Source organism: Mesorhizobium sp. P2_D6 (assembly GCF_056404315.1).
In genome coordinates this window covers 313,110-330,074 of sequence record NZ_JBFUEG010000006.1, presented here as the reverse complement: position 1 = coordinate 330,074, position 16,965 = coordinate 313,110, and the positions used below count along the sequence as shown (strand labels likewise).

16 protein-coding genes and 1 tRNA gene are annotated in these 16,965 nt (G+C 61.4%); 11 read left to right on the top strand and 6 right to left on the bottom strand.

Annotation, left to right across the window (positions count from 1 at the left end; all coding sequences use genetic code 11):
* Nucleotides 1-121 precede the first annotated feature (121 nt).
* Nucleotides 122-1,021 carry an alpha/beta fold hydrolase gene (locus AC1D1L_RS15935; protein WP_477342520.1) on the top strand — a complete coding sequence of 300 codons (900 nt, stop codon included), beginning with the start codon at nucleotides 122-124 and terminating at the stop codon, nucleotides 1,019-1,021.
* Between the two features lie 61 nt (nucleotides 1,022-1,082).
* On the opposite strand, the gene AC1D1L_RS15930 is transcribed toward AC1D1L_RS15935, so the two are convergent.
* Nucleotides 1,083-2,153 (bottom strand): tyrosine-type recombinase/integrase, encoded by a 1,071-nt coding sequence (locus AC1D1L_RS15930; protein WP_477342519.1) that lies wholly within the window; start codon nucleotides 2,151-2,153, stop codon nucleotides 1,083-1,085.
* Between the two features lie 241 nt (nucleotides 2,154-2,394).
* Entirely contained in the window at nucleotides 2,395-3,588 is a 1,194-nt protein-coding gene (locus AC1D1L_RS15925; RefSeq protein WP_477342518.1) for a porin, read from the bottom strand.
* Nucleotides 3,589-4,052: 464 nt separating this feature from the next.
* Between AC1D1L_RS15925 and AC1D1L_RS15920 the strand changes: the two genes are divergently transcribed.
* From AC1D1L_RS15920 to AC1D1L_RS15910, 3 genes are all read left to right on the top strand, one after another.
* Nucleotides 4,053-4,143: transfer RNA gene (locus tag AC1D1L_RS15920), tRNA-Ser, on the top strand.
* Between the two features lie 95 nt (nucleotides 4,144-4,238).
* Complete coding sequence (locus tag AC1D1L_RS15915; RefSeq protein ID WP_477234271.1) at nucleotides 4,239-4,490, top strand: GIY-YIG nuclease family protein; 252 nt, start codon at nucleotides 4,239-4,241, stop codon at nucleotides 4,488-4,490.
* A 99-nt stretch (nucleotides 4,491-4,589) separates the two neighbouring features.
* The gene (locus tag AC1D1L_RS15910) at nucleotides 4,590-5,765 is read left to right on the top strand and encodes a porin (protein WP_477342517.1); all 1,176 of its coding nucleotides are present in this window, start codon (nucleotides 4,590-4,592) and stop codon (nucleotides 5,763-5,765) included.
* 168 nt (nucleotides 5,766-5,933) lie between these two features.
* On the opposite strand, the gene AC1D1L_RS15905 is transcribed toward AC1D1L_RS15910, so the two are convergent.
* On the bottom strand, nucleotides 5,934-7,613 hold the full coding sequence (locus AC1D1L_RS15905) for a tetratricopeptide repeat-containing sulfotransferase family protein (protein ID WP_477342516.1): 1,680 nt from the start codon (nucleotides 7,611-7,613) through the stop codon (nucleotides 5,934-5,936).
* 109 nt (nucleotides 7,614-7,722) lie between these two features.
* Here AC1D1L_RS15905 and AC1D1L_RS15900 point away from each other — a divergent pair, with 109 nt between their 5' ends.
* The gene (locus tag AC1D1L_RS15900) at nucleotides 7,723-8,835 is read left to right on the top strand and encodes a pyridoxal phosphate-dependent aminotransferase (protein ID WP_477342515.1); all 1,113 of its coding nucleotides are present in this window, start codon (nucleotides 7,723-7,725) and stop codon (nucleotides 8,833-8,835) included.
* A gap of 68 nt (nucleotides 8,836-8,903) precedes the next feature.
* Here the strand turns inward: AC1D1L_RS15900 and AC1D1L_RS15895 are convergent, their stop codons facing one another.
* Nucleotides 8,904-9,317, bottom strand: a complete 414-nt coding sequence (locus tag AC1D1L_RS15895) for a MarR family winged helix-turn-helix transcriptional regulator (RefSeq protein ID WP_477342514.1) — start codon at nucleotides 9,315-9,317, stop codon at nucleotides 8,904-8,906.
* A 318-nt stretch (nucleotides 9,318-9,635) separates the two neighbouring features.
* Here AC1D1L_RS15895 and AC1D1L_RS15890 point away from each other — a divergent pair, with 318 nt between their 5' ends.
* The 3 genes from AC1D1L_RS15890 (at nucleotide 9,636) to AC1D1L_RS15880 (ending at nucleotide 11,770) form a co-directional block, all read left to right on the top strand.
* Nucleotides 9,636-9,920: an acylphosphatase gene (locus tag AC1D1L_RS15890; protein WP_352584929.1), complete on the top strand. Its 285-nt coding sequence runs from the start codon at nucleotides 9,636-9,638 to the stop codon at nucleotides 9,918-9,920.
* A 73-nt stretch (nucleotides 9,921-9,993) separates the two neighbouring features.
* Nucleotides 9,994-10,638, top strand: coding sequence for a TetR/AcrR family transcriptional regulator (locus tag AC1D1L_RS15885; RefSeq protein WP_477342513.1), 645 nt, complete (start codon nucleotides 9,994-9,996; stop codon nucleotides 10,636-10,638).
* Complete coding sequence (locus AC1D1L_RS15880; protein ID WP_352584925.1) at nucleotides 10,607-11,770, top strand: isovaleryl-CoA dehydrogenase; 1,164 nt, start codon at nucleotides 10,607-10,609, stop codon at nucleotides 11,768-11,770. Before AC1D1L_RS15885 ends, AC1D1L_RS15880 begins: the two co-directional genes overlap by 32 nt.
* Here the strand turns inward: AC1D1L_RS15880 and AC1D1L_RS15875 are convergent.
* Both AC1D1L_RS15875 and AC1D1L_RS15870 read right to left on the bottom strand, forming a co-directional pair.
* Nucleotides 11,767-12,135, bottom strand: a complete 369-nt coding sequence (locus AC1D1L_RS15875; RefSeq protein WP_192256663.1) for a type II toxin-antitoxin system HicB family antitoxin — start codon at nucleotides 12,133-12,135, stop codon at nucleotides 11,767-11,769. The genes AC1D1L_RS15880 and AC1D1L_RS15875 overlap by 4 nt on opposite strands.
* Entirely contained in the window at nucleotides 12,132-12,386 is a 255-nt protein-coding gene (locus AC1D1L_RS15870) for a type II toxin-antitoxin system HicA family toxin (protein ID WP_192256661.1), read from the bottom strand. Before AC1D1L_RS15870 ends, AC1D1L_RS15875 begins: the two co-directional genes overlap by 4 nt.
* 105 nt (nucleotides 12,387-12,491) lie before the next feature.
* Here AC1D1L_RS15870 and AC1D1L_RS15865 point away from each other — a divergent pair, with 105 nt between their 5' ends.
* The 3 genes from AC1D1L_RS15865 to AC1D1L_RS15855 all read left to right on the top strand — a co-directional run bounded on the left by AC1D1L_RS15865 (nucleotide 12,492) and on the right by AC1D1L_RS15855 (nucleotide 16,902).
* The gene (locus AC1D1L_RS15865) at nucleotides 12,492-14,099 is read left to right on the top strand and encodes a carboxyl transferase domain-containing protein (RefSeq protein WP_477342512.1); all 1,608 of its coding nucleotides are present in this window, start codon (nucleotides 12,492-12,494) and stop codon (nucleotides 14,097-14,099) included.
* A 1-nt stretch (nucleotide 14,100) separates the two neighbouring features.
* Complete coding sequence (locus tag AC1D1L_RS15860; protein ID WP_477342511.1) at nucleotides 14,101-14,631, top strand: O-acetyl-ADP-ribose deacetylase; 531 nt, start codon at nucleotides 14,101-14,103, stop codon at nucleotides 14,629-14,631.
* Nucleotides 14,632-14,940: 309 nt separating this feature from the next.
* Nucleotides 14,941-16,902 carry an acetyl/propionyl/methylcrotonyl-CoA carboxylase subunit alpha gene (locus AC1D1L_RS15855; protein WP_477342510.1) on the top strand — a complete coding sequence of 654 codons (1,962 nt, stop codon included), beginning with the start codon at nucleotides 14,941-14,943 and terminating at the stop codon, nucleotides 16,900-16,902.
* Nucleotides 16,903-16,965 lie beyond the last annotated feature (63 nt).

Genomic DNA, 16,965 nt, shown 5'->3' with positions numbered 1-16,965 from the left:
GAGGGGGGCGCTGTCCCTCCGGACATTTCCAAGCTTGTCAGCCTGCCGACAACCTCCGATTTGACCACCCCCGCCCTCGCCTGTAGCAGTCAGAGACGATCCGCTAGGGAGTCGCTTTCATATGTCGAGCACCGACGGCTTCTCCGACTTCTTCTATACAGGGCCGGATGGGCTCAAGCTTCACGCCCGCGTCTATGGCGAGACAAACTCGGGAACATGGCCGGTCGTCTGCCTGCCTGGGCTGACCCGCAACGCGCGCGACTTTCATGAGCTTGCGCTCTATCTGTCGCGGCGGGCCGATCATCCGCGCAAGGTCGTTGCCTTCGACTATCGTGGCCGTGGCCGGTCGGCCTACGACCCTGATATCGGCCACTACAATGTCGGCGTCGAAGCCGGCGATATTCTCGCCGGGCTGGTAGCGCTCGACATCGGGGAAGCCGCCGTCATCGGCACGTCGCGCGGCGGGCTGATCATCCATGTGCTCGGCGCGCTGCGGCCAGCCGTGCTGAAAGCCATTGTGCTCAACGACATTGGCCCGGTGATCGAAGCGAACGGGCTCGCGCATATCCGGACCTATCTCGATCCGGCACCAAAGCCGAAGAGCCGCGCCGAGGCAATCGATGCCCAACGCAGCGCTCATGGCGCGGATTTTCATGCGCTGACCGAGGCGGATTGGGAGCGGATGGTGTCGGCTCTCTATCGCGAGACGGATCAGGGGCTGGTGCCGGATTTCGACCCCAAGCTGGTCGAGACGCTGGCCGGTGCGGATTTCAGCAAGCCGTTGCCGGACCTGTGGCCGCAGTTCGAGGCGCTGGCGGCCATACCATTGCTTGTCATACGTGGCGCCAACTCGAAACTTTTGTCGGTGGAGACGTTCGAAGAGATGGGCAAGCGCCATCCCGGCCTGGAAGCAATCACGGTCGACGGCCAGGGCCACGCGCCCTTTCTGGAGACGGGCGATCTGCCCGGCGCCATCGCAGCTTTCCTGGACAAGGCGGAAAACACAGCTCTAACAAAGTAAACCCCAAGATCAAACAGGATCCTGAGGTTACCTTTTCAGTATATATGAAAGCTCGTCGGAACTATTTGGCTTTCGAGCTTTTCCTGGGCGCCTTGACCGCTTTCGCCGCGGTCGCTGCGCCCTTTTGCGTCGGCGCTGCCGTTGAAGGCGTAGTCAGCGGCGATGCGAAGGCCGAGTTTTCGCCGGACAGGCCCTCGCCACGGGGCGTCTCCAGCACGACAACGCAGCCGTCGAGATCGTTGGTGGCCAGGTGCGCATAGCGCATGGTCATCGAAAGCGTCTGATGGCCAAGCCACATCTGCACACGCCTGATGTCGATGCCGCCCTGGACCAAACGCGAAGCGCAGGTGTGGCGCAAGATGTGCGGCACCACCTGGTCGTCGGCGCCGAGGCCGACCTCGGCCTTGGCATCGTTCCAGATGGCGCGAAACTGCGCCTGGCTGAGTTTCGTGAATGGACCTTTGGGCTTGCGACCTTCCGAAGGCGGCAGCTTGATGACCTCTTTGACCCGTTCGGTCATCGGAATGGTGCGGCTGCGGCCGGATTTGGTGATCCAGAACGAGACGCGATGTTCCTGGATGTCGTTCCAGATCAGTCCGAGCGCCTCGCCGAGGCGGCAGCCGGTGTCGACGAGGAAGACCGAGAGACGATAGGCATCCTCGCTGCGGTTCTTGATGGCGGCGAACAACCTTGCCTCTTCGTCCCTTTCGAGGAAACGAATCCGTCCCGCCCGCTCCTTCTGGCGGCGGAACTCAGGCAGGCTGTGGATATCCCCCATCTTGTAAGCCTTGCGCAGCAGTTTGCTGAGGGCAGCCATCTTTCGATTGATGGTTGCGTTGCTGTTGCCGCGCTGGCGCAAGGTGCCGATAAGGTTATCGAGGGTGCTCTGGTCGAAGGCGCTGAAACGATCCCCGAGGAGGATCTCGTCTATTTCGCCGATGAAGGAGCTGACATTGTATTTATGCCGTCCGTCATCCCAGAGTATGTCCCGGTATGCTGAAAAAAGCTCTCCGACCCTGTGCGACTTTACTTCTCGGATTTTGTTGTAGCTGTATTTTATCTTCGAGTTTTGAGAAGAAAACATCGAGAAATGATCGGCGGGATCACCCTCTTGCGTCGCTTCGTTGGTCATCAAATGCCACACCCCCGAGTGGATAGAGTCAGACCTACCCGCTTGGAAGCGTCCTTTCAAGAGATTTAATCACGCAGTTGTGACTTCATCCGCCCATCAGCGGATCCCACGAACTCACCCTTACGGATTATTCAGCTGCCGATTCCCCCTGTTCCTTCTGCTTGCCTTGACCCAGTCACGAAACAAAACAGCCCGGGCGTTGAAGCGCCCGGGCTGGTATTCACCTGTATAAAGCCAGCCCTTAGAACGAGCGCTGGAAGCGGAGCATGCCGCCGATGGCGTCGTCGTCGCCAGCAGAAATATTGGTCCAGTTGTGGTTGACGCCAGGGGTATCGGGGTTGTCGATCTTGCCCGCATTGATGTAGTCGACTTCGGCCGTGACCGTCAGACCCGGGACAATGTCGTAAGCGACGTTGGCTGCGACGCCGAGGTTCTCACCTTCGTCATACGAGACCTGGACGTTGAACGAGGTCTTCTCGTTGATGGTGTAGGTACCACCACCCCACACCGCCCAGTTGCCATCCCACTGCTTGTAGAAGCCGCGGCCGCCAGCTGCGAAGGCATAGGTCGGATCCGTCAGGTTGTCGTCGGTGCCGTAGCCGGCCATGATGAAGAGCGACAGGTTCTGCATCGGGGTGATGTCCAAACGAACCTTGCCGGCGACTTCTTCATAGTTGCTGTCGTAAGCGATGACGCCGGTGATGGCGCCCCAGCCCTGCGTGTACTTCACGCCGCCGACGACATGCGGAACGTAGCTGTCGATCGTGCCCTTGCCGTAGGAACCGAACGAGCCGTCGCCCGCGCCTTCTTCGAGCGAGAGAACAGCCGAGAAACCGTTGCCCGCGTCGAAATAGTATTGGATGACGTTGGTATCGAAGTCGCCGTAGGGAACCAGCGTATCCTGGATGACGTTGCCGGCGTAACCGATGAACGTGTTGAAGGCCGATTCGTCCTTACCGACGCGCAGGCCACCGAGCTGGATCCAGGCGAAGTTGAGCGAGACGCCCGAGTTGCCAGCAAAATTGTCATCGGTGGTGGAATTGGCGGCATAGTCGTTGCGGTTGCCGAAATTCCAGCGAGTCTCGGTGTAGGTCTTCAAGGTGCCGAGTTCAGTTTCCTGGCCGGTCCAGGTCTTCAGCGTGAAGCGGGCCTTCTTGCGCCAGGTATCCTGCTCGTCGCCATCCTCCGCGTCGAGGGTCTTGGCACCATCGAACGAGCCGACATCGCCACCGCTGATGTCGTAGCGGACATAGCCGCCGATGCGCAGGCAGGTTTCGGTGCCGGGGATGTAGAAGTAGCCCGAGCCGTAAACGTCGCAAATCTTGACGTATTCAGCCGGTTCCGGCTCGGCGACGACGACGGCGTCGGCGGCGCGCGCACCGGAAACTGCGATCAGGGCCGCAGCGGAGCCGAGAAGAAGGCTCTTGATGTTCATTTTCTGACCTCCAGTCAAAAGTTAAAAAACGGGTCTGGGTATTCTTTGCTGAAGGACAGCGTTCCCTGCCCCATCCCCACTACCGAAAAAGATGCGCACCGCGCCGCTCCTTCGAATTCGACATTACCCATGAGGCGGCGGCGTTCAACCACGATCGTACCGGCAAAAGGACTGTGCGGGCGCTATCCCCCGGCGTTGTTGCACAAATGACACGATTTGGCCTCAGTCAGAAAGCTCTCATTAACCATCGAAGGGCTCGGAAGCCTTGGTCCGAGCCTTGGAATGCGGCCGAATCTGGCGATCGCCGGCCGAAATTGCGGCCACGCCGCCGACTCGCCGACCTGCGAGCTGCCGCAGAATCGCCGCATGGCGAAAGCGCCGCTTCGGCCGAATGCGGATTTTTCAACGATTATCGCGCCGGCTTGTTGATTGTGCCGGCGCTTTTCTCTATCCAGCGGCGCAACGGAGAGGTGGCCGAGTGGTCGAAGGCGCTCCCCTGCTAAGGGAGTAGAGGTCAAAAGCTTCTCGTGGGTTCGAATCCCATCCTCTCCGCCACCCTACGCCCTGCGGGCTTCGGGTGGCAGGCCACCCGGAACCGCATTTTGGGCGTAGGAGTGTCGCCCGAAGCTACGGAGTAGCGTAGGGGGACCATGTGGTACGTCTACTTCCTGCGGCTCCATAACGGCGATGTCTATGTTGGATCGACAAATGACCTTCGACGCCGATTCGAATCTCACCGATCAGGCCATGTGACGTCGACAAAGGCTCACCTGCCTGTGGTCTTGAAGGCCTATATCGGAGTTGAAACCGAGGCCAACGCACGGCAGCTCGAGCGATATTTCAAGACCGGGTCGGGCAAGGCGTTCGCAAGCAAGCGGTTTTTCGCGAACAGCTCCAACTGATTGCCAAGGATGCACATCCCTTTGAAATAAAACAGAAAAGCAGAACAACGACCCGCTTTTCACTGACCTCCACTCCCGATTCTGACTGGAGGTCAGAAAATGAACATCAAGAGCCTTCTTCTCGGCTCCGCTGCGGCCCTGATCGCAGTTTCCGGTGCGCGCGCCGCCGACGCCGTCGTCGTCGCCGAGCCGGAACCGGCTGAATACGTCAAGATTTGCGACGTTTACGGCTCGGGCTACTTCTACATCCCCGGCACCGAAACCTGCCTGCGCATCGGCGGCTATGTCCGCTACGACATCGGCGTTGGCGACGTCGGCTCGTTCGATGGTGCCAGGTCCTTCGACCATAAGGACGGCGACGAACAGGATACCTTCTACAAGAACGCCCGTTTCACGCTGAAGACCTGGACCGGCCAGGAAACCGAGCTCGGCACCTTGAAGACCTACACCGAGACCCGCTTCAACTTCGGCAACCGCAACGGCTATCCGTCGGCAGACGACCCGGCAACGGAAGCAGATGAATTCAACTCCAACCCTGCCGGCAACAAGAACGTTTCTCTGAACTTCGCCTGGATCCAGCTCGGTGGCCTGCGCGTCGGTAAGGACGAATCGGCCTTCGATACGTTCATCGGTTACGCCGGCAACGTCATCCAGGATACGCTGGTTCCCTACGGCGATTTCGACACCAACGTCGTCCAATACTATTTTGACGCGGGCAACGGTTTCTCGGCTGTTCTCTCGCTCGAAGAAGGCTCGGGCACCGTCGGCACCATCGACAGCTATGTTCCGCATGTCGTCGGCGGCGTGAAGTACACGCAGGGCTGGGGCGCCATCACCGGCGTCGTCGCTTATGACAGCAACTACGAAGAAGTCGCCGGCAAGGTTCGTTTGGACATCACCCCGATGCAGAACCTGTCGCTCTTCATCATGGGCGGCTACGGCACCGACGACAACCTGACGGATCCGAACTACGCGATCGACGCCGGTGGCCGCGGCTTCTACAAGCAGTGGGGCGGCAACTGGGCATTCTGGGGTGGTGGCACTTACACCATCAACGAGAAGACCTCGTTCAACCTCCAGGTGTCATATGACGACTGGAAGAACCTCGGCGTCGCCGCGAACATCGCCTACGATGTGGTTCCCGGCTTCACGGTCACGGCCGAAGTCGACTACCTCAATGCAGGCAAGTTCGACGACGCCGACTTCTCCAACTTCACCAACGCCGACAAGAAGAGCAGCGTCGGCGGTCTCCTCCGCTTCCAGCGCTCGTTCTAACAGGCAGAGCCTGACTCACAATCGAACCCGGCGGGCAACCGCCGGGTTTTTCGACCGTCGCGCTTTTTCAGACCTTGCAGGTGTCGACCTGCTCAATGGCTGGGCCGCCCAGATTGCCAGAACAGGCGACGCGGTGTGGACTCACGATGCCTGGATTCCAGATTAAGATCAGATATCGGCCAAATCGCCGAGGACCTCGATCAGCGGCTGGATCTCGCTTTCGTAATTCGTCCACCGCTTGACGGACGAGGTATAGATCGGCTGGCGGACCTGCCAATTGCTATAGGTCTTTACGGAGCCGCCCCGGTCAAAAAAGCGCAAGCAGCTATCGTCCCAAGGTAGTCCGAGATAATCTATGAGACGGCGCGACTGCTTCTCTTGATTTTCAATCAACGTCTCGTACCGGTTTTCGAAGATACGGCCCGGGAAAATCTTGTCCCAATGCCGCATCAGACGATCATACTGCCGGTAGTAAAGCCCCAGTGTCTCCAGATCGGCGCTATAGCTATGCCCTTGGCTGAGTTGCAGGACAAAACAGGAGATGCAGTTGTCAATGGCGTCGCGGCGACAATGAATGATGCGCGCGTTGGGGAAAAGGATGCCAATCAGGCCGACCAGCTCGAAATTGTGAGGCATCTTGTCGACAATTCGAAGCGCATCCGGGGCCCGCTCGCGCAGGTAGGCAAGATGCTCCGCAGCCAGCGCCCTGGACAGCTGTGGAGTCATCGATGCGATCGCCTCACCCGGGCTTATGTCGGAACCATGCCTAAGACCGAGCCCATTCGATGTGCGCCCAAGCTTTGCTAACTCGCCGGCGCCATGAACATTGGGATGGCTGGCGCAGATCTGCTCAGTCAGTGTTGTGCCCGAGCGAGGCATCCCGACTACGAACACGGGTACCTCCGAGACATCGCCAGAAGCAGCCCTCGAAGCCACCAAATCCGGTGTAAAGGTTTCGATCAGGGCGTCGACCCAACGACGGTAGGATTGCACATCGAAGCTCTGGCCGCCGGCTTGATTTCCTTTTTTGAAGTGATCCATCGCCTCCTTATAGCGACCGAGGTCGTTGAGCAACTTTCCGGCCGCGTGATGGAGCGCCGTCGCGCCCTCGGATCCGTGGTCAGGGTCTTGAAGCTCCGTCAGGATCGCCGCGAGTTCTGGTGGCTCTTCAGTGAATTTGTGCGTGCGTACAAGTGCATTGTAGGCAGCAGGTACCGCGATGCGCCGATCTATTGCCTCTTTGAGATGAACGGCGGCTTCGTCCATACGGCCGAGGCTTGCCAGCGCGCGAGGCAGCCCCAACCGGGCCATGGGATGATCTCGGTCGATCCTGAGCGCTTTCTCAAAGAGCGGCAGCGCCATTTCCCCCTTGTCAAACGAATTGTATGCATCGCCCAAGGCGCAAAGCGCTTCCACCAGATCCGGCTTCAATTCCAGTGCGTACTGAATGTGTTCGATCGCCGGTGTAAACTCGCTGAGCCTCAAATAGGTTTGGCCGAGGCTTAGGTGGTAGTAGGGATTTCGGGGCTCCTGCGCGAGCGCCCGACCAAAATACCGCAGGACCTTTTCCTCGTCGTACCCAATTCCCATCGTCCCCAGTATATAAAGGGCCAGCGGATGTTCGGGCGTTCTCGCCAGAACGCGGTGACAGAGTTCTTCCGCCTCAGGTAATCGATTCTGTTGCTGAAACTCGAGCGCCTGCCTCAACATCGTATCATTGGCCTGAGCGCGAGACGAAGCCGCCATTGCGGGCTGAGGTTTCGGTTGCCCAACTTTCGGCGGTGCGCGCTTCGGCGCTGCTTGCGCTTTAAGGTGCTTTGCCCAAGCGGGCGGCAATCGGTTGCTCATTCTATTTCGCTAGCAAAACGGATCGGGGAAATCCAGTGCGGCATTGTCATCTTGCGCCCAACATGCCTCCACGCTAGCAAGAAGACCGTTTTTCGAGTGAGCCTATGCGATGCGCCAGCGCCCTGCCCTCACGCCGCTTGTCGGTGCGCTTCCCTCTACGGTGCCGTTTGTCGGCCCTGAAGCGCAGGAACGCGAGCGCGGCCGCCCGTTTCGCGCCCGCATCGGCGCCAATGAGAGCAGTTTTGGGCCGTCGCCGCGTGTCATTGCGCGCATGGAGAGCGTCGCGCGCGACCAGTGGATGTATTGCGATCCCGACAATTACGATCTGAAGCAGGCCGCGGCCCGCCATCTCGGCGTTAGTGCCGAAAACGTGGTGGTGGGCGAAGGCATAGACGGGCTGCTCAGCCTGGTGGCGCGCATGTATGCGGCGCCCGGCGACGCGGTGGTCACCTCGCTGGGCGCCTACCCGACATTCAACTTCCACATTGCCGGCGTCGGCGGCCGATTGGTCACGGTGCCTTACGAGAACGACAAGGAAAGTCTGGACGGCCTGCGGGCTGCGGTCGTCAGGGAAAAAGCGCCGCTGGTCTATCTCTCCAATCCCGACAATCCGATGGGCAGTTGGTGGGAAGCAAGCGAGGTTACCCGCTTCATCGAAGCCTTGCCGGAAACCACCATGCTGGTGCTTGACGAGGCCTATGGCGAGTTGGGGCCGGCCTCGGCACTGCCGCCGATCGATGTCGCGCGGCCCAATGTCATCCGCATGCGCACCTTCTCCAAGGCCTACGGGCTAGCCGGCATACGCTGCGGTTACGCGGTGGCGGAGGCTGAGGTGATCCGCGATTTCGAGAAGATCCGCAACCATTACGGCGTCAGCCGCATGGCGCAGATCGCCGGCGTGGAGGCGCTTGCCGACCAGGATTGGCTGCGCAGCGTGGTGGCACGGGTCTCTGCCGGACGCACACGCATAGCCGGGATTGCCGCGACAAACGGACTGAAGCCGCTGCCGTCAGCGACCAATTTCGTCACCATAGACTGTGGCCAGGACGGCGCCTTCGCGCTGAAGGTGCTGCAAAACCTGTTGTCGCGCGACGTCTTCATCCGCAAGCCTATGGCGCCAGGGCTCGACCGCTGCATCCGGGTCAGTGTCGGCCTCGATAATGAGCTCGACATCTTTGCCGAGGAACTGCCCGGCGCGCTGGCGGCAGCGCGCGGGAACTAGACCGGCCCCTGCCATCGGCATGTGGCGACGGGCACGACACTGCGGGCGAACCAGCCGGCAGACCGGCATCACCTTGCAGCCGGCAGAGCCCGCGATTCCTTGCCGCCACCACCGAGCAGCCGCGTGACCCGCTTCAGCGCCTCCGAAAGCTCGGCGGCTTCATCATCGGCGAGGCCGGCGGTCAGACAGGCGAGATCACGATTCGCCGCTGCCTGGAGTGTGGCCAGCGCGGCACTGCCCCGGGCGGTCAGCGACAGGATCCGCCGGCGCCGATCGTCCGGGTTGGCAAGCAGTTCGATCAGGCCGGCGGCCGTGAATTCTCGCAGGATCCGCATGAGGTGGGCCGGCGGGAGTTGGAGTTCGCCGGCAAGGGCCGATGCAACCGGCGCAAGATCGAGATGGAACGCCTTCGCCAAAAATCCCGATTCGCCGCCGGGACCAGCAAAAACGTCAGCTGGCCGGTGGCCGAGTTCGAACAGCACCCTGGCTTCGACCAAAGTGTAGGCGCTCTGCATCAGCGTCTCATCGAGCAGTCCGACCAGGCACGTGTAGAACCTGTTGAAGCCGCGCATCTCGGCAACCAACGCATCTCGATCGGCTGGCATGTCGGCCACCTTTCCAGAAGATTTCCGCAGTGCCCGATCTTCATCGAATTAGTTGATTTCGTCAACTATTTGCTGGACGATGCCATTCATCTCGAAGGTGTGAGCCGGGTTCCCGTCGATCCAGCAACAATCCAGCCGTTCAAGCCTGTTGCTTTCGTTCGATCCTGCGCCAGACTCTGTGCATGGGAGACGATGATGGATGACCAGAAAAAGGCGGTACAGGCGCGCGTCCACGGCAAGGTGCAAGGCGTCGGCTACCGGGTGTGGGCGCGACGCGAAGCGATAGAGCTTGGCCTCGCAGGTTGGGTTCGCAATGAACGGGACGGCACCGTGACGGCCTGGATTGCCGGTGGCGATGCCGCGGTTTCGACGATGATCGAACGGCTACGGCAAGGACCAAGCGGAGCTTCGGTTTCAAAGGTCGAGACCGAGGAATTCGAACTCCGCGACGTCCCCATCGACTTTCGGATCATCGTTTAAAGGTACGATCCGGATTGCTCTCTTGAATTAATTGAACGTTCGTTTTATTATCGACGCCTATTGGGAGGCATTCATGGCGCGCACGACCGGATCCGACGGTGAAAAGACGGAAGCCGCCGTCCGCGAGGCGGCGGTCAGCCTGATCGCACGCTTCGGCTACGAAGCGATGTCGATGCGCCAGCTCGCCGCCGAAGTCGGCGTCCAGGCGGCCGCGCTCTACCGCTATTTCCCGACCAAGGAAGACCTTCTGTTCACGCTGATGCGCGAGCATATGGAAGGGCTGATCAGAGCTTGGGACGCCGCACGTCCCGATGCCGCCGATCCGACGACGCGGCTGGCCGCCTATGTCGAAAACCACATCGCCTTCCACATCGAGCGCCGCCACTCCACCCATGTCTCGAACATGGAATTGCGCAGCCTCTCGCATGAACGGCTGACGCAGATCCTGCGCATGCGCACCGCCTATGAGAAGGAGTTGCGCGCCATCCTGCGCGACGGCGCGGAGGCCGGCACCTTCAGCATCGACGACACCGGGCTCACCGCCATGGCGCTGATCCAGATGATGACCGGCGTCATCGTCTGGTTCCGCCCGGGCGAGCGGCTGTCGATGGCTGAAGTCACGGCGACATATCTTTCAATGACAATGCGCCTGGTTGGCGCGAAGATCAATTTCGGGGAGGAACGGCATGTACACGAACACGCTCAGCTTCGGGCATGACGAAGACATCGAGGCGCTGCGCGATCTGGTGCGCCGCTTTGCCCAAGAGAAAATAGCGCCGATCGCCGCCGAGATCGACCGCAGCAATCAATTCCCCATGCATCTGTGGAAAGAACTCGGCGCGCTCGGCCTGCTCGGCATTACCGCCGATCCCGATTTCGGCGGCAGCGGCATGGGCTACCTCGCCCACGTGATCGCGGTGGAAGAGATTTCCCGTGCCTCGGCCTCGATCGGCCTCTCCTACGGTGCCCATTCGAACCTCTGCGTCAACCAGATCAACCGCTGGGCGACTCCGGCGCAGAAGGAGAAATATCTGCCGGCGCTGTGCTCGGGTGAAAAGGTCGGCGCGCTGGCAATGTCGGAATCCGGCGCCGGCTCCGACGTCGTCTCGCTCAAGCTGCGCGCCGAAAAACGCAACGACCGCTATGTGCTCAACGGCTCGAAGATGTGGATCACCAACGGTCCCGACGCCGAAACGCTGGTGGTCTACGCCAAGACCGATCCGGAGCGGAAATCGCGCGGCATCACCGCCTTCATCGTCGAAAAGAAGATGGCTGGCTTTTCGACGGCGCAAAAGCTGGACAAGCTCGGCATGCGCGGCTCCAACACCGGCGAACTGGTGTTCGACAATGTCGAGGTTCCCTACGACAACGTGCTGCATGAGGAAGGGCGTGGCGTCGAGGTGCTGATGTCCGGCCTCGACTATGAGCGTACCGTGCTTGCCGGCGGACCGATCGGGCTGATGGCGGCGTGCCTGGATGTCGCGATCCCCTATGTGCATGAGCGCAAGCAGTTCGGCCAGCCGATCGGCGAGTTCCAGCTGGTGCAAGGCAAGCTGGCCGACATGTATTCGACGATGAACGCCGCGCGCGCCTACGTCTATGCAGTGGCGGCTGCCTGCGATCGCGGTCAGACGACGCGCAAGGACGCCGCCGGCTGCGTGCTGTTTGCGGCGGAGAAGGCGACGCTGATGGCGCTCGACGCCATCCAGCTGCTCGGCGGCAACGGCTATATCAATGACTATCCGACCGGCCGGCTGTTGCGCGACGCCAAGCTCTACGAGATCGGCGCCGGCACCAGCGAAATCCGCCGCTGGCTGATCGGACGCGAGATCATGGCGGAGGGCGTTTAGTGCGTGCGGGTTCGGACTTTTGTCGAACCTTGGTCGACCCGCTTGCGGGCGACTTCGGCAAGCGTGTCCGACACCCACTGATTGATCGATTTGCCGTCGCTGGCGGCGGCCTTGCCCAGGAGCGCATGAATCTCTGGTGTCGTGCGCAAAGCGAGCTTGCCCGAGTACGGCTTCTGAGGATCAGCACCACGCTCCTTGCAAAAAGCAAGATAGTCGTCGACGCTGCCTTGAAAAGCCTTCACCAATTGCTCTGCAGTCTCGGCTTCAAAAGTGACGATGTCGCGAATGCCAAGGACGCGACCATGGAACACCATGTCCTCATCGTCGAACTCGATCGATCCGGCATAACCCTTGTAAAGTTTCATGGCCCTATTCCAACATTGGTCAAAAATTCCCGGATGTCCCTGATTGCCCACCGCTTGGTGTCGGGCGATGGATGGGGGCGGTGCAGGAACAGTGTCTGGTCGGCGATGGTGAACCTCACTCGTGAGCCGCTGCCTTCCGAAACTTCGGCTCCAAGCGCCACCAGCAATGCCTCGACATCGCGCCATTTGATCGAAGCGCTGACCGGATTCGCAAATATCTTGTCTAGTGTCTGCCGGTGCGCAGCTTTCATGACTTTCCGCCCTCCCCAAATTGAATACCGTGGTAGTCGGCTCCTCTCGGGTTAGGGCGAGAGCCCATAGTGATACTAAAATATGATATCACAAAAGGTTCGTCAATGGCCACTCTAGCCTCTCAGATCTCACCCTCCACCGAAACCTTCCGCGCCAATGCCGAGCGCATGCGGGCGCTGGTTGCCGACATTGCGGACAAGGCGGCAAGCGTCGAGCGCGGCGGCTCGGACGAGGCGCGCGAGCGCCATGTTTCGCGCGGCAAGCTGTTGCCGCGCGAGCGACTGGCGCAATTGCTCGACACCGGCTCGCCCTTCCTCGAGATCGGCCAGTTCGCGGCATGGTCGATGTATGGCGAGGAGATTTCCTCAGCCGGCATGATCGCGGGCGTCGGCCGTGTCGAAGGCGCCGAGGTGATGGTTGTCGTCAACGACGCCACGGTGAAGGGTGGGACCTATTATCCGCTGACGGTGAAGAAGCATTTGCGGGCGCAGGAGATCGCGCTGCAGAACAATCTGCCTTGCATCTATCTGGTCGACAGCGGCGGCGCCAATCTGCCCAACCAGGACGAGGTGTTTCCCGACCGCGAGCATTTCGGCCGCATCTTCTACAACCAGGCCAACATGTCGGCGGCCGGCATCCCGCAAATCGCCTGCGTCATGGGTTCATGCACGGCAGGCGGCGCCTATGTGCCGGCAATGTCTGACGAGACGATCATGGTGCGCAATCAGGCGACCATTTTTCTTGGCGGCCCGCCGCTGGTGAAAGCTGCCACTGGCGAAGACGTCAGCGCCGAGGATCTGGGCGGCGCCGATGTACACACCAGGTTGTCCGGTGTCGCCGACCACTACGCGCTGGACGACGAACATGCGCTGGCCATCTGCCGGCGCATTGTGAAAAACCTCAACCGACGCAAGAGTGTAAGCCTGACCTTACAGAAGCCCACGCCGCCACTTTACGACGCTCGGGAACTCTATGGCATCGTGCCGACCGATCTGCGCCAGCCCTATGATGTGCGCGAGGTGATTGCGCGCGTCGTCGACGGCTCCGAGTTCGACGAGTTCAAGCAGAATTACGGCACCACGCTGGTCACCGGCTTTGCCCATCTCCAGGGCATGCCCGTCGGCATCATCGCCAACAATGGCGTGCTGTTTTCGGAAAGCGCGCTGAAGGGCGCGCATTTCATCGAGCTGTGCTGCCAGCGCAAGATTCCGCTGATCTTCCTGCAAAACATCACGGGCTTCATGGTCGGGCGAAAATACGAGGCCGGCGGCATCGCCAAGGACGGCGCCAAGCTGGTGATGGCGGTCGCTACCGCGCGCGTGCCGAAGGTGACGATGATCATCGGCGGTTCGTTCGGCGCTGGCAATTACGGCATGTGCGGGCGCGCCTATTCGCCACGCTTCCTGTGGATGTGGCCGAACGCCCGCATTTCGGTGATGGGCGGCGAACAGGCAGCAACCGTGCTGGCGGTGGTCAAGCGCGAGGGCATCGAGCGCAAGGGCGGCGAGTGGAGCGCGGACGAGGAATCAAAATTCAAGAAGCCGATCCTGATGAAATACGAGCATGAGGGCCATCCGCTTTATTCCTCGGCACGGCTGTGGGACGACGGCATCATCGATCCGGCGAAAACACGCGAGGTGCTGGCGCTCAGCCTGTCGGCCGCGCTCAACGCCGACATCGAAGAAACGAAGTTCGGCGCGTTCAGGATGTGAGATGAGCACGCTCGACCAACGCATCAGCATCCACACCGGCGACATCACCAGGCTTGCGGTCGACGCCATCGTCAATGCCGCCAATTCCTCGCTGCTTGGCGGCGGCGGTGTCGACGGCGCGATTCACCGCGCGGCCGGCCCGGAGCTCGAATTCGAATGCCGGATGCTCAATGGCTGCAAGGTCGGCGATGCAAAGCTCACCAAGGGCTACAGGCTGCCGGCGCGCTACATCATCCACACGGTCGGACCTGTCTGGCAAGGTGGCAGCAAGGGCGAAGCCGGACTGCTCGCTTCCTGCTATCGCCGGTCGCTTGAAATTGCGCATAGTCATGATTGCCGGACGGTGGCGTTTCCGGCGATCTCGACCGGCATCTACGGCTATCCGAAAGACCAGGCGACCGGGATCGCCGTTGGCGCCGTGAGCGACTTCCTGCAACAGAATGCAGTGCCTGATACAGTTACCTTCTGCTGCTTCGATGATCAGACGGCCGAACTATATCAGCGTGCCGTTGCCGCTCTTGGGGAGGGCTGAACTCATGGATCAAACGACTGCTATAGAGACGACTTCGATAGGGCGCTCCCTTGGTAAGGGAGAGGTCGGTAATGCACGAATGGTTGCCCTGACACGCTGGCGGGACAGCGCCCCCCTCTGTCCTGCCGGACATCTCCCCCACTTGGAGGGAGATCGGACGTCACGCCGGCTTTCGTCAATCGCCACCGTTGAAAGAAGGGCAGCAGCCTCAAAGCTGCCAATCTCCCCCCTCGTGGGGGAGATGTCCGGCAGGACAGAGGGGGGCGCGAAGGGATGCCGACGTCGACCAACGCAAAACCGGGAGGCTCCATGTTCGCCAAGATCCTGATCGCCAATCGCGGCGAGATCGCCTGCCGTGTGATCCGCACCGCGCGCAGGCTCGGTGTGCGCACAGTCGCCGTCTATTCCGACGCCGATGCCAAGGCCATACATGTCGAAATGGCCGACGAGGCGGTGCATATCGGCGCTTCGCCCGTCGGCGAAAGCTATCTGCGCGGCGACAGGATTGTCGCGGCGGCGCTGGCGACAGGCGCCGAGGCAATCCACCCCGGCTACGGCTTTCTCTCGGAAAACCCCGACTTCGTCGATCAGGTGGTGGCGGCAGGGCTCATCTTCATCGGCCCGTCGGCCGCCTCGATCCGCGCCATGGGTCTGAAGGACGCGGCCAAGCGGCTGATGGAGAAAGCCGGCGTGCCGGTGGTGCCGGGCTATCATGGCGAGGCGCAGGAGATCGTGCTGCTGGCGTCCAAGGCGCGCGAGATCGGCTATCCCGTGCTGATCAAGGCGCGCGCCGGCGGCGGTGGCAAGGGCATGCGCCGCGTCGAGCATCCCGACGATTTCTCCGAGGCATTGTCGGGCGCACGGCGCGAGGCCAAGGCCGCGTTTGGCGACGACCGCGTGCTGGTCGAAAAATATGTCGACAAGCCGCGCCACATCGAGGTCCAGGTGTTTGGCGACAATTTTGGCAACGCCGTGCATCTCTACGAGCGCGACTGCTCGGCGCAGCGCCGCCACCAGAAGGTGATCGAGGAAGCGCCGGCGCCCGGCATGACACCGGCGTTGCGCAAGGCGATGACGGAAGCGGCGGTGAAGGCTGCCAAGGCGATCAGCTATTCGGGCGCCGGCACGATCGAATTCATCGTCGACGCATCGCAAGGGCTGAAGGCCGACCGCTTCTGGTTCATGGAAATGAACACCCGCCTTCAGGTCGAGCATCCCGTTACCGAAATGGTCACCGGCACCGATCTGGTCGAGTGGCAGCTGCGGGTGGCCAGCGGCGAAAAGCTGCCCAAGACGCAGAGCGAGATAACGCTGTCCGGCCACGCCTTCGAGGCGCGCATCTATGCCGAGGACGCGGCGAAAGGGTTTCTGCCGGCGACCGGTACGCTGCATCATCTGGCGTTTCCCGGCAGCGCTCCCGAAGGCGCCACGATGCGCATCGAGACCGGCGTGCGGGCCGGCGATGCGATCTCGCCCTTCTACGATCCGATGATCGCCAAGCTGGTGGTCCACGCCAGGGACAGGCAAGCGGCGCTCGACGCACTCGACTCTGCGTTGTCGCAGACCGAGATTGCCGGCTCGACCGTCAACACCGCCTTTCTCGCTGCACTTGCCGCCGACACCGACTTTTCCGCCGGCGACGTCGATACCGGCCTGATCGGCAGGCATCAGGAGGCGCTGACCACGGTCGCCCCACCGAGCGGCGAGATCGTTGCCGCGGCAGCCCTTGCCGCGGCCGGCGCCGGTGCGTTGCCGCAAACGGACGATCCGTGGTCGTCGCTTGCCGGCTATGCGCATTTCCACACTGTTGCGCGGCGCACACGGCTACGCCATGGCGAGGACGATATTCTGGCGCGTGTTTCAGTGCGGCCGGACGGGCGCTTCGAGGTGGCGCTGGAGGCGCCCTATGACAGCGTCAACTCGCACGATCTTCGCGCTGCCCCTCGCCTTGCCCGCTGGCCAGGCCACGTCACCGTGTTTGAAGGCGCGGTCGGCTACAGTTTCCTCGTCCCGGATCCGCTGGCGCGAACCGATGAAGCCGCCGCCGCTTCCGGCAGCCTGCGCGCGCCGATGCCCGGCCTGGTCAAGCTGGTGCGCGCGGCCAAGGGCGAAGCCGTGACCAAGGGCCAGCCTCTGCTGATCCTGGAAGCGATGAAGATGGAGCACACGATCTCGGCCAGCCATGACGGCGTCATCGCCGAGATTGCAGCGGAAGGCGCGCAGGTCACCGACGGAACGGTGCTGGTGCGTTTCGTTGAAGAGGCTGCATAGCCGGCTGGAGGCTCGAACAAAAAATGGCCGGGACAAGCCCGGCCATTTCATGAGTATGCGGAC

Excerpts from the sequence above, each read along its gene's own strand:
- AC1D1L_RS15935 (WP_477342520.1), top strand. The coding sequence starts at position 122 with ATGTCGAGCACCGACGGCTTCTCCGACTTCTTCTATACAGGGCCGGAT.
- AC1D1L_RS15930 (WP_477342519.1), bottom strand. The coding sequence starts at position 2,153 with ATGACCAACGAAGCGACGCAAGAGGGTGATCCCGCCGATCATTTCTCG.
- AC1D1L_RS15925 (WP_477342518.1), bottom strand. The coding sequence starts at position 3,588 with ATGAACATCAAGAGCCTTCTTCTCGGCTCCGCTGCGGCCCTGATCGCA.
- AC1D1L_RS15915 (WP_477234271.1), top strand. The coding sequence starts at position 4,239 with ATGTGGTACGTCTACTTCCTGCGGCTCCATAACGGCGATGTCTATGTT.
- AC1D1L_RS15910 (WP_477342517.1), top strand. The coding sequence starts at position 4,590 with ATGAACATCAAGAGCCTTCTTCTCGGCTCCGCTGCGGCCCTGATCGCA.
- AC1D1L_RS15905 (WP_477342516.1), bottom strand. The coding sequence starts at position 7,613 with ATGAGCAACCGATTGCCGCCCGCTTGGGCAAAGCACCTTAAAGCGCAA.
- AC1D1L_RS15900 (WP_477342515.1), top strand. The coding sequence starts at position 7,723 with ATGCGCCAGCGCCCTGCCCTCACGCCGCTTGTCGGTGCGCTTCCCTCT.
- AC1D1L_RS15890 (WP_352584929.1), top strand. The coding sequence starts at position 9,636 with ATGGATGACCAGAAAAAGGCGGTACAGGCGCGCGTCCACGGCAAGGTG.
- AC1D1L_RS15885 (WP_477342513.1), top strand. The coding sequence starts at position 9,994 with ATGGCGCGCACGACCGGATCCGACGGTGAAAAGACGGAAGCCGCCGTC.
- AC1D1L_RS15880 (WP_352584925.1), top strand. The coding sequence starts at position 10,607 with ATGTACACGAACACGCTCAGCTTCGGGCATGACGAAGACATCGAGGCG.
- AC1D1L_RS15875 (WP_192256663.1), bottom strand. The coding sequence starts at position 12,135 with ATGAAACTTTACAAGGGTTATGCCGGATCGATCGAGTTCGACGATGAG.
- AC1D1L_RS15870 (WP_192256661.1), bottom strand. The coding sequence starts at position 12,386 with ATGAAAGCTGCGCACCGGCAGACACTAGACAAGATATTTGCGAATCCG.
- AC1D1L_RS15865 (WP_477342512.1), top strand. The coding sequence starts at position 12,492 with ATGGCCACTCTAGCCTCTCAGATCTCACCCTCCACCGAAACCTTCCGC.
- AC1D1L_RS15860 (WP_477342511.1), top strand. The coding sequence starts at position 14,101 with ATGAGCACGCTCGACCAACGCATCAGCATCCACACCGGCGACATCACC.
- AC1D1L_RS15855 (WP_477342510.1), top strand. The coding sequence starts at position 14,941 with ATGTTCGCCAAGATCCTGATCGCCAATCGCGGCGAGATCGCCTGCCGT.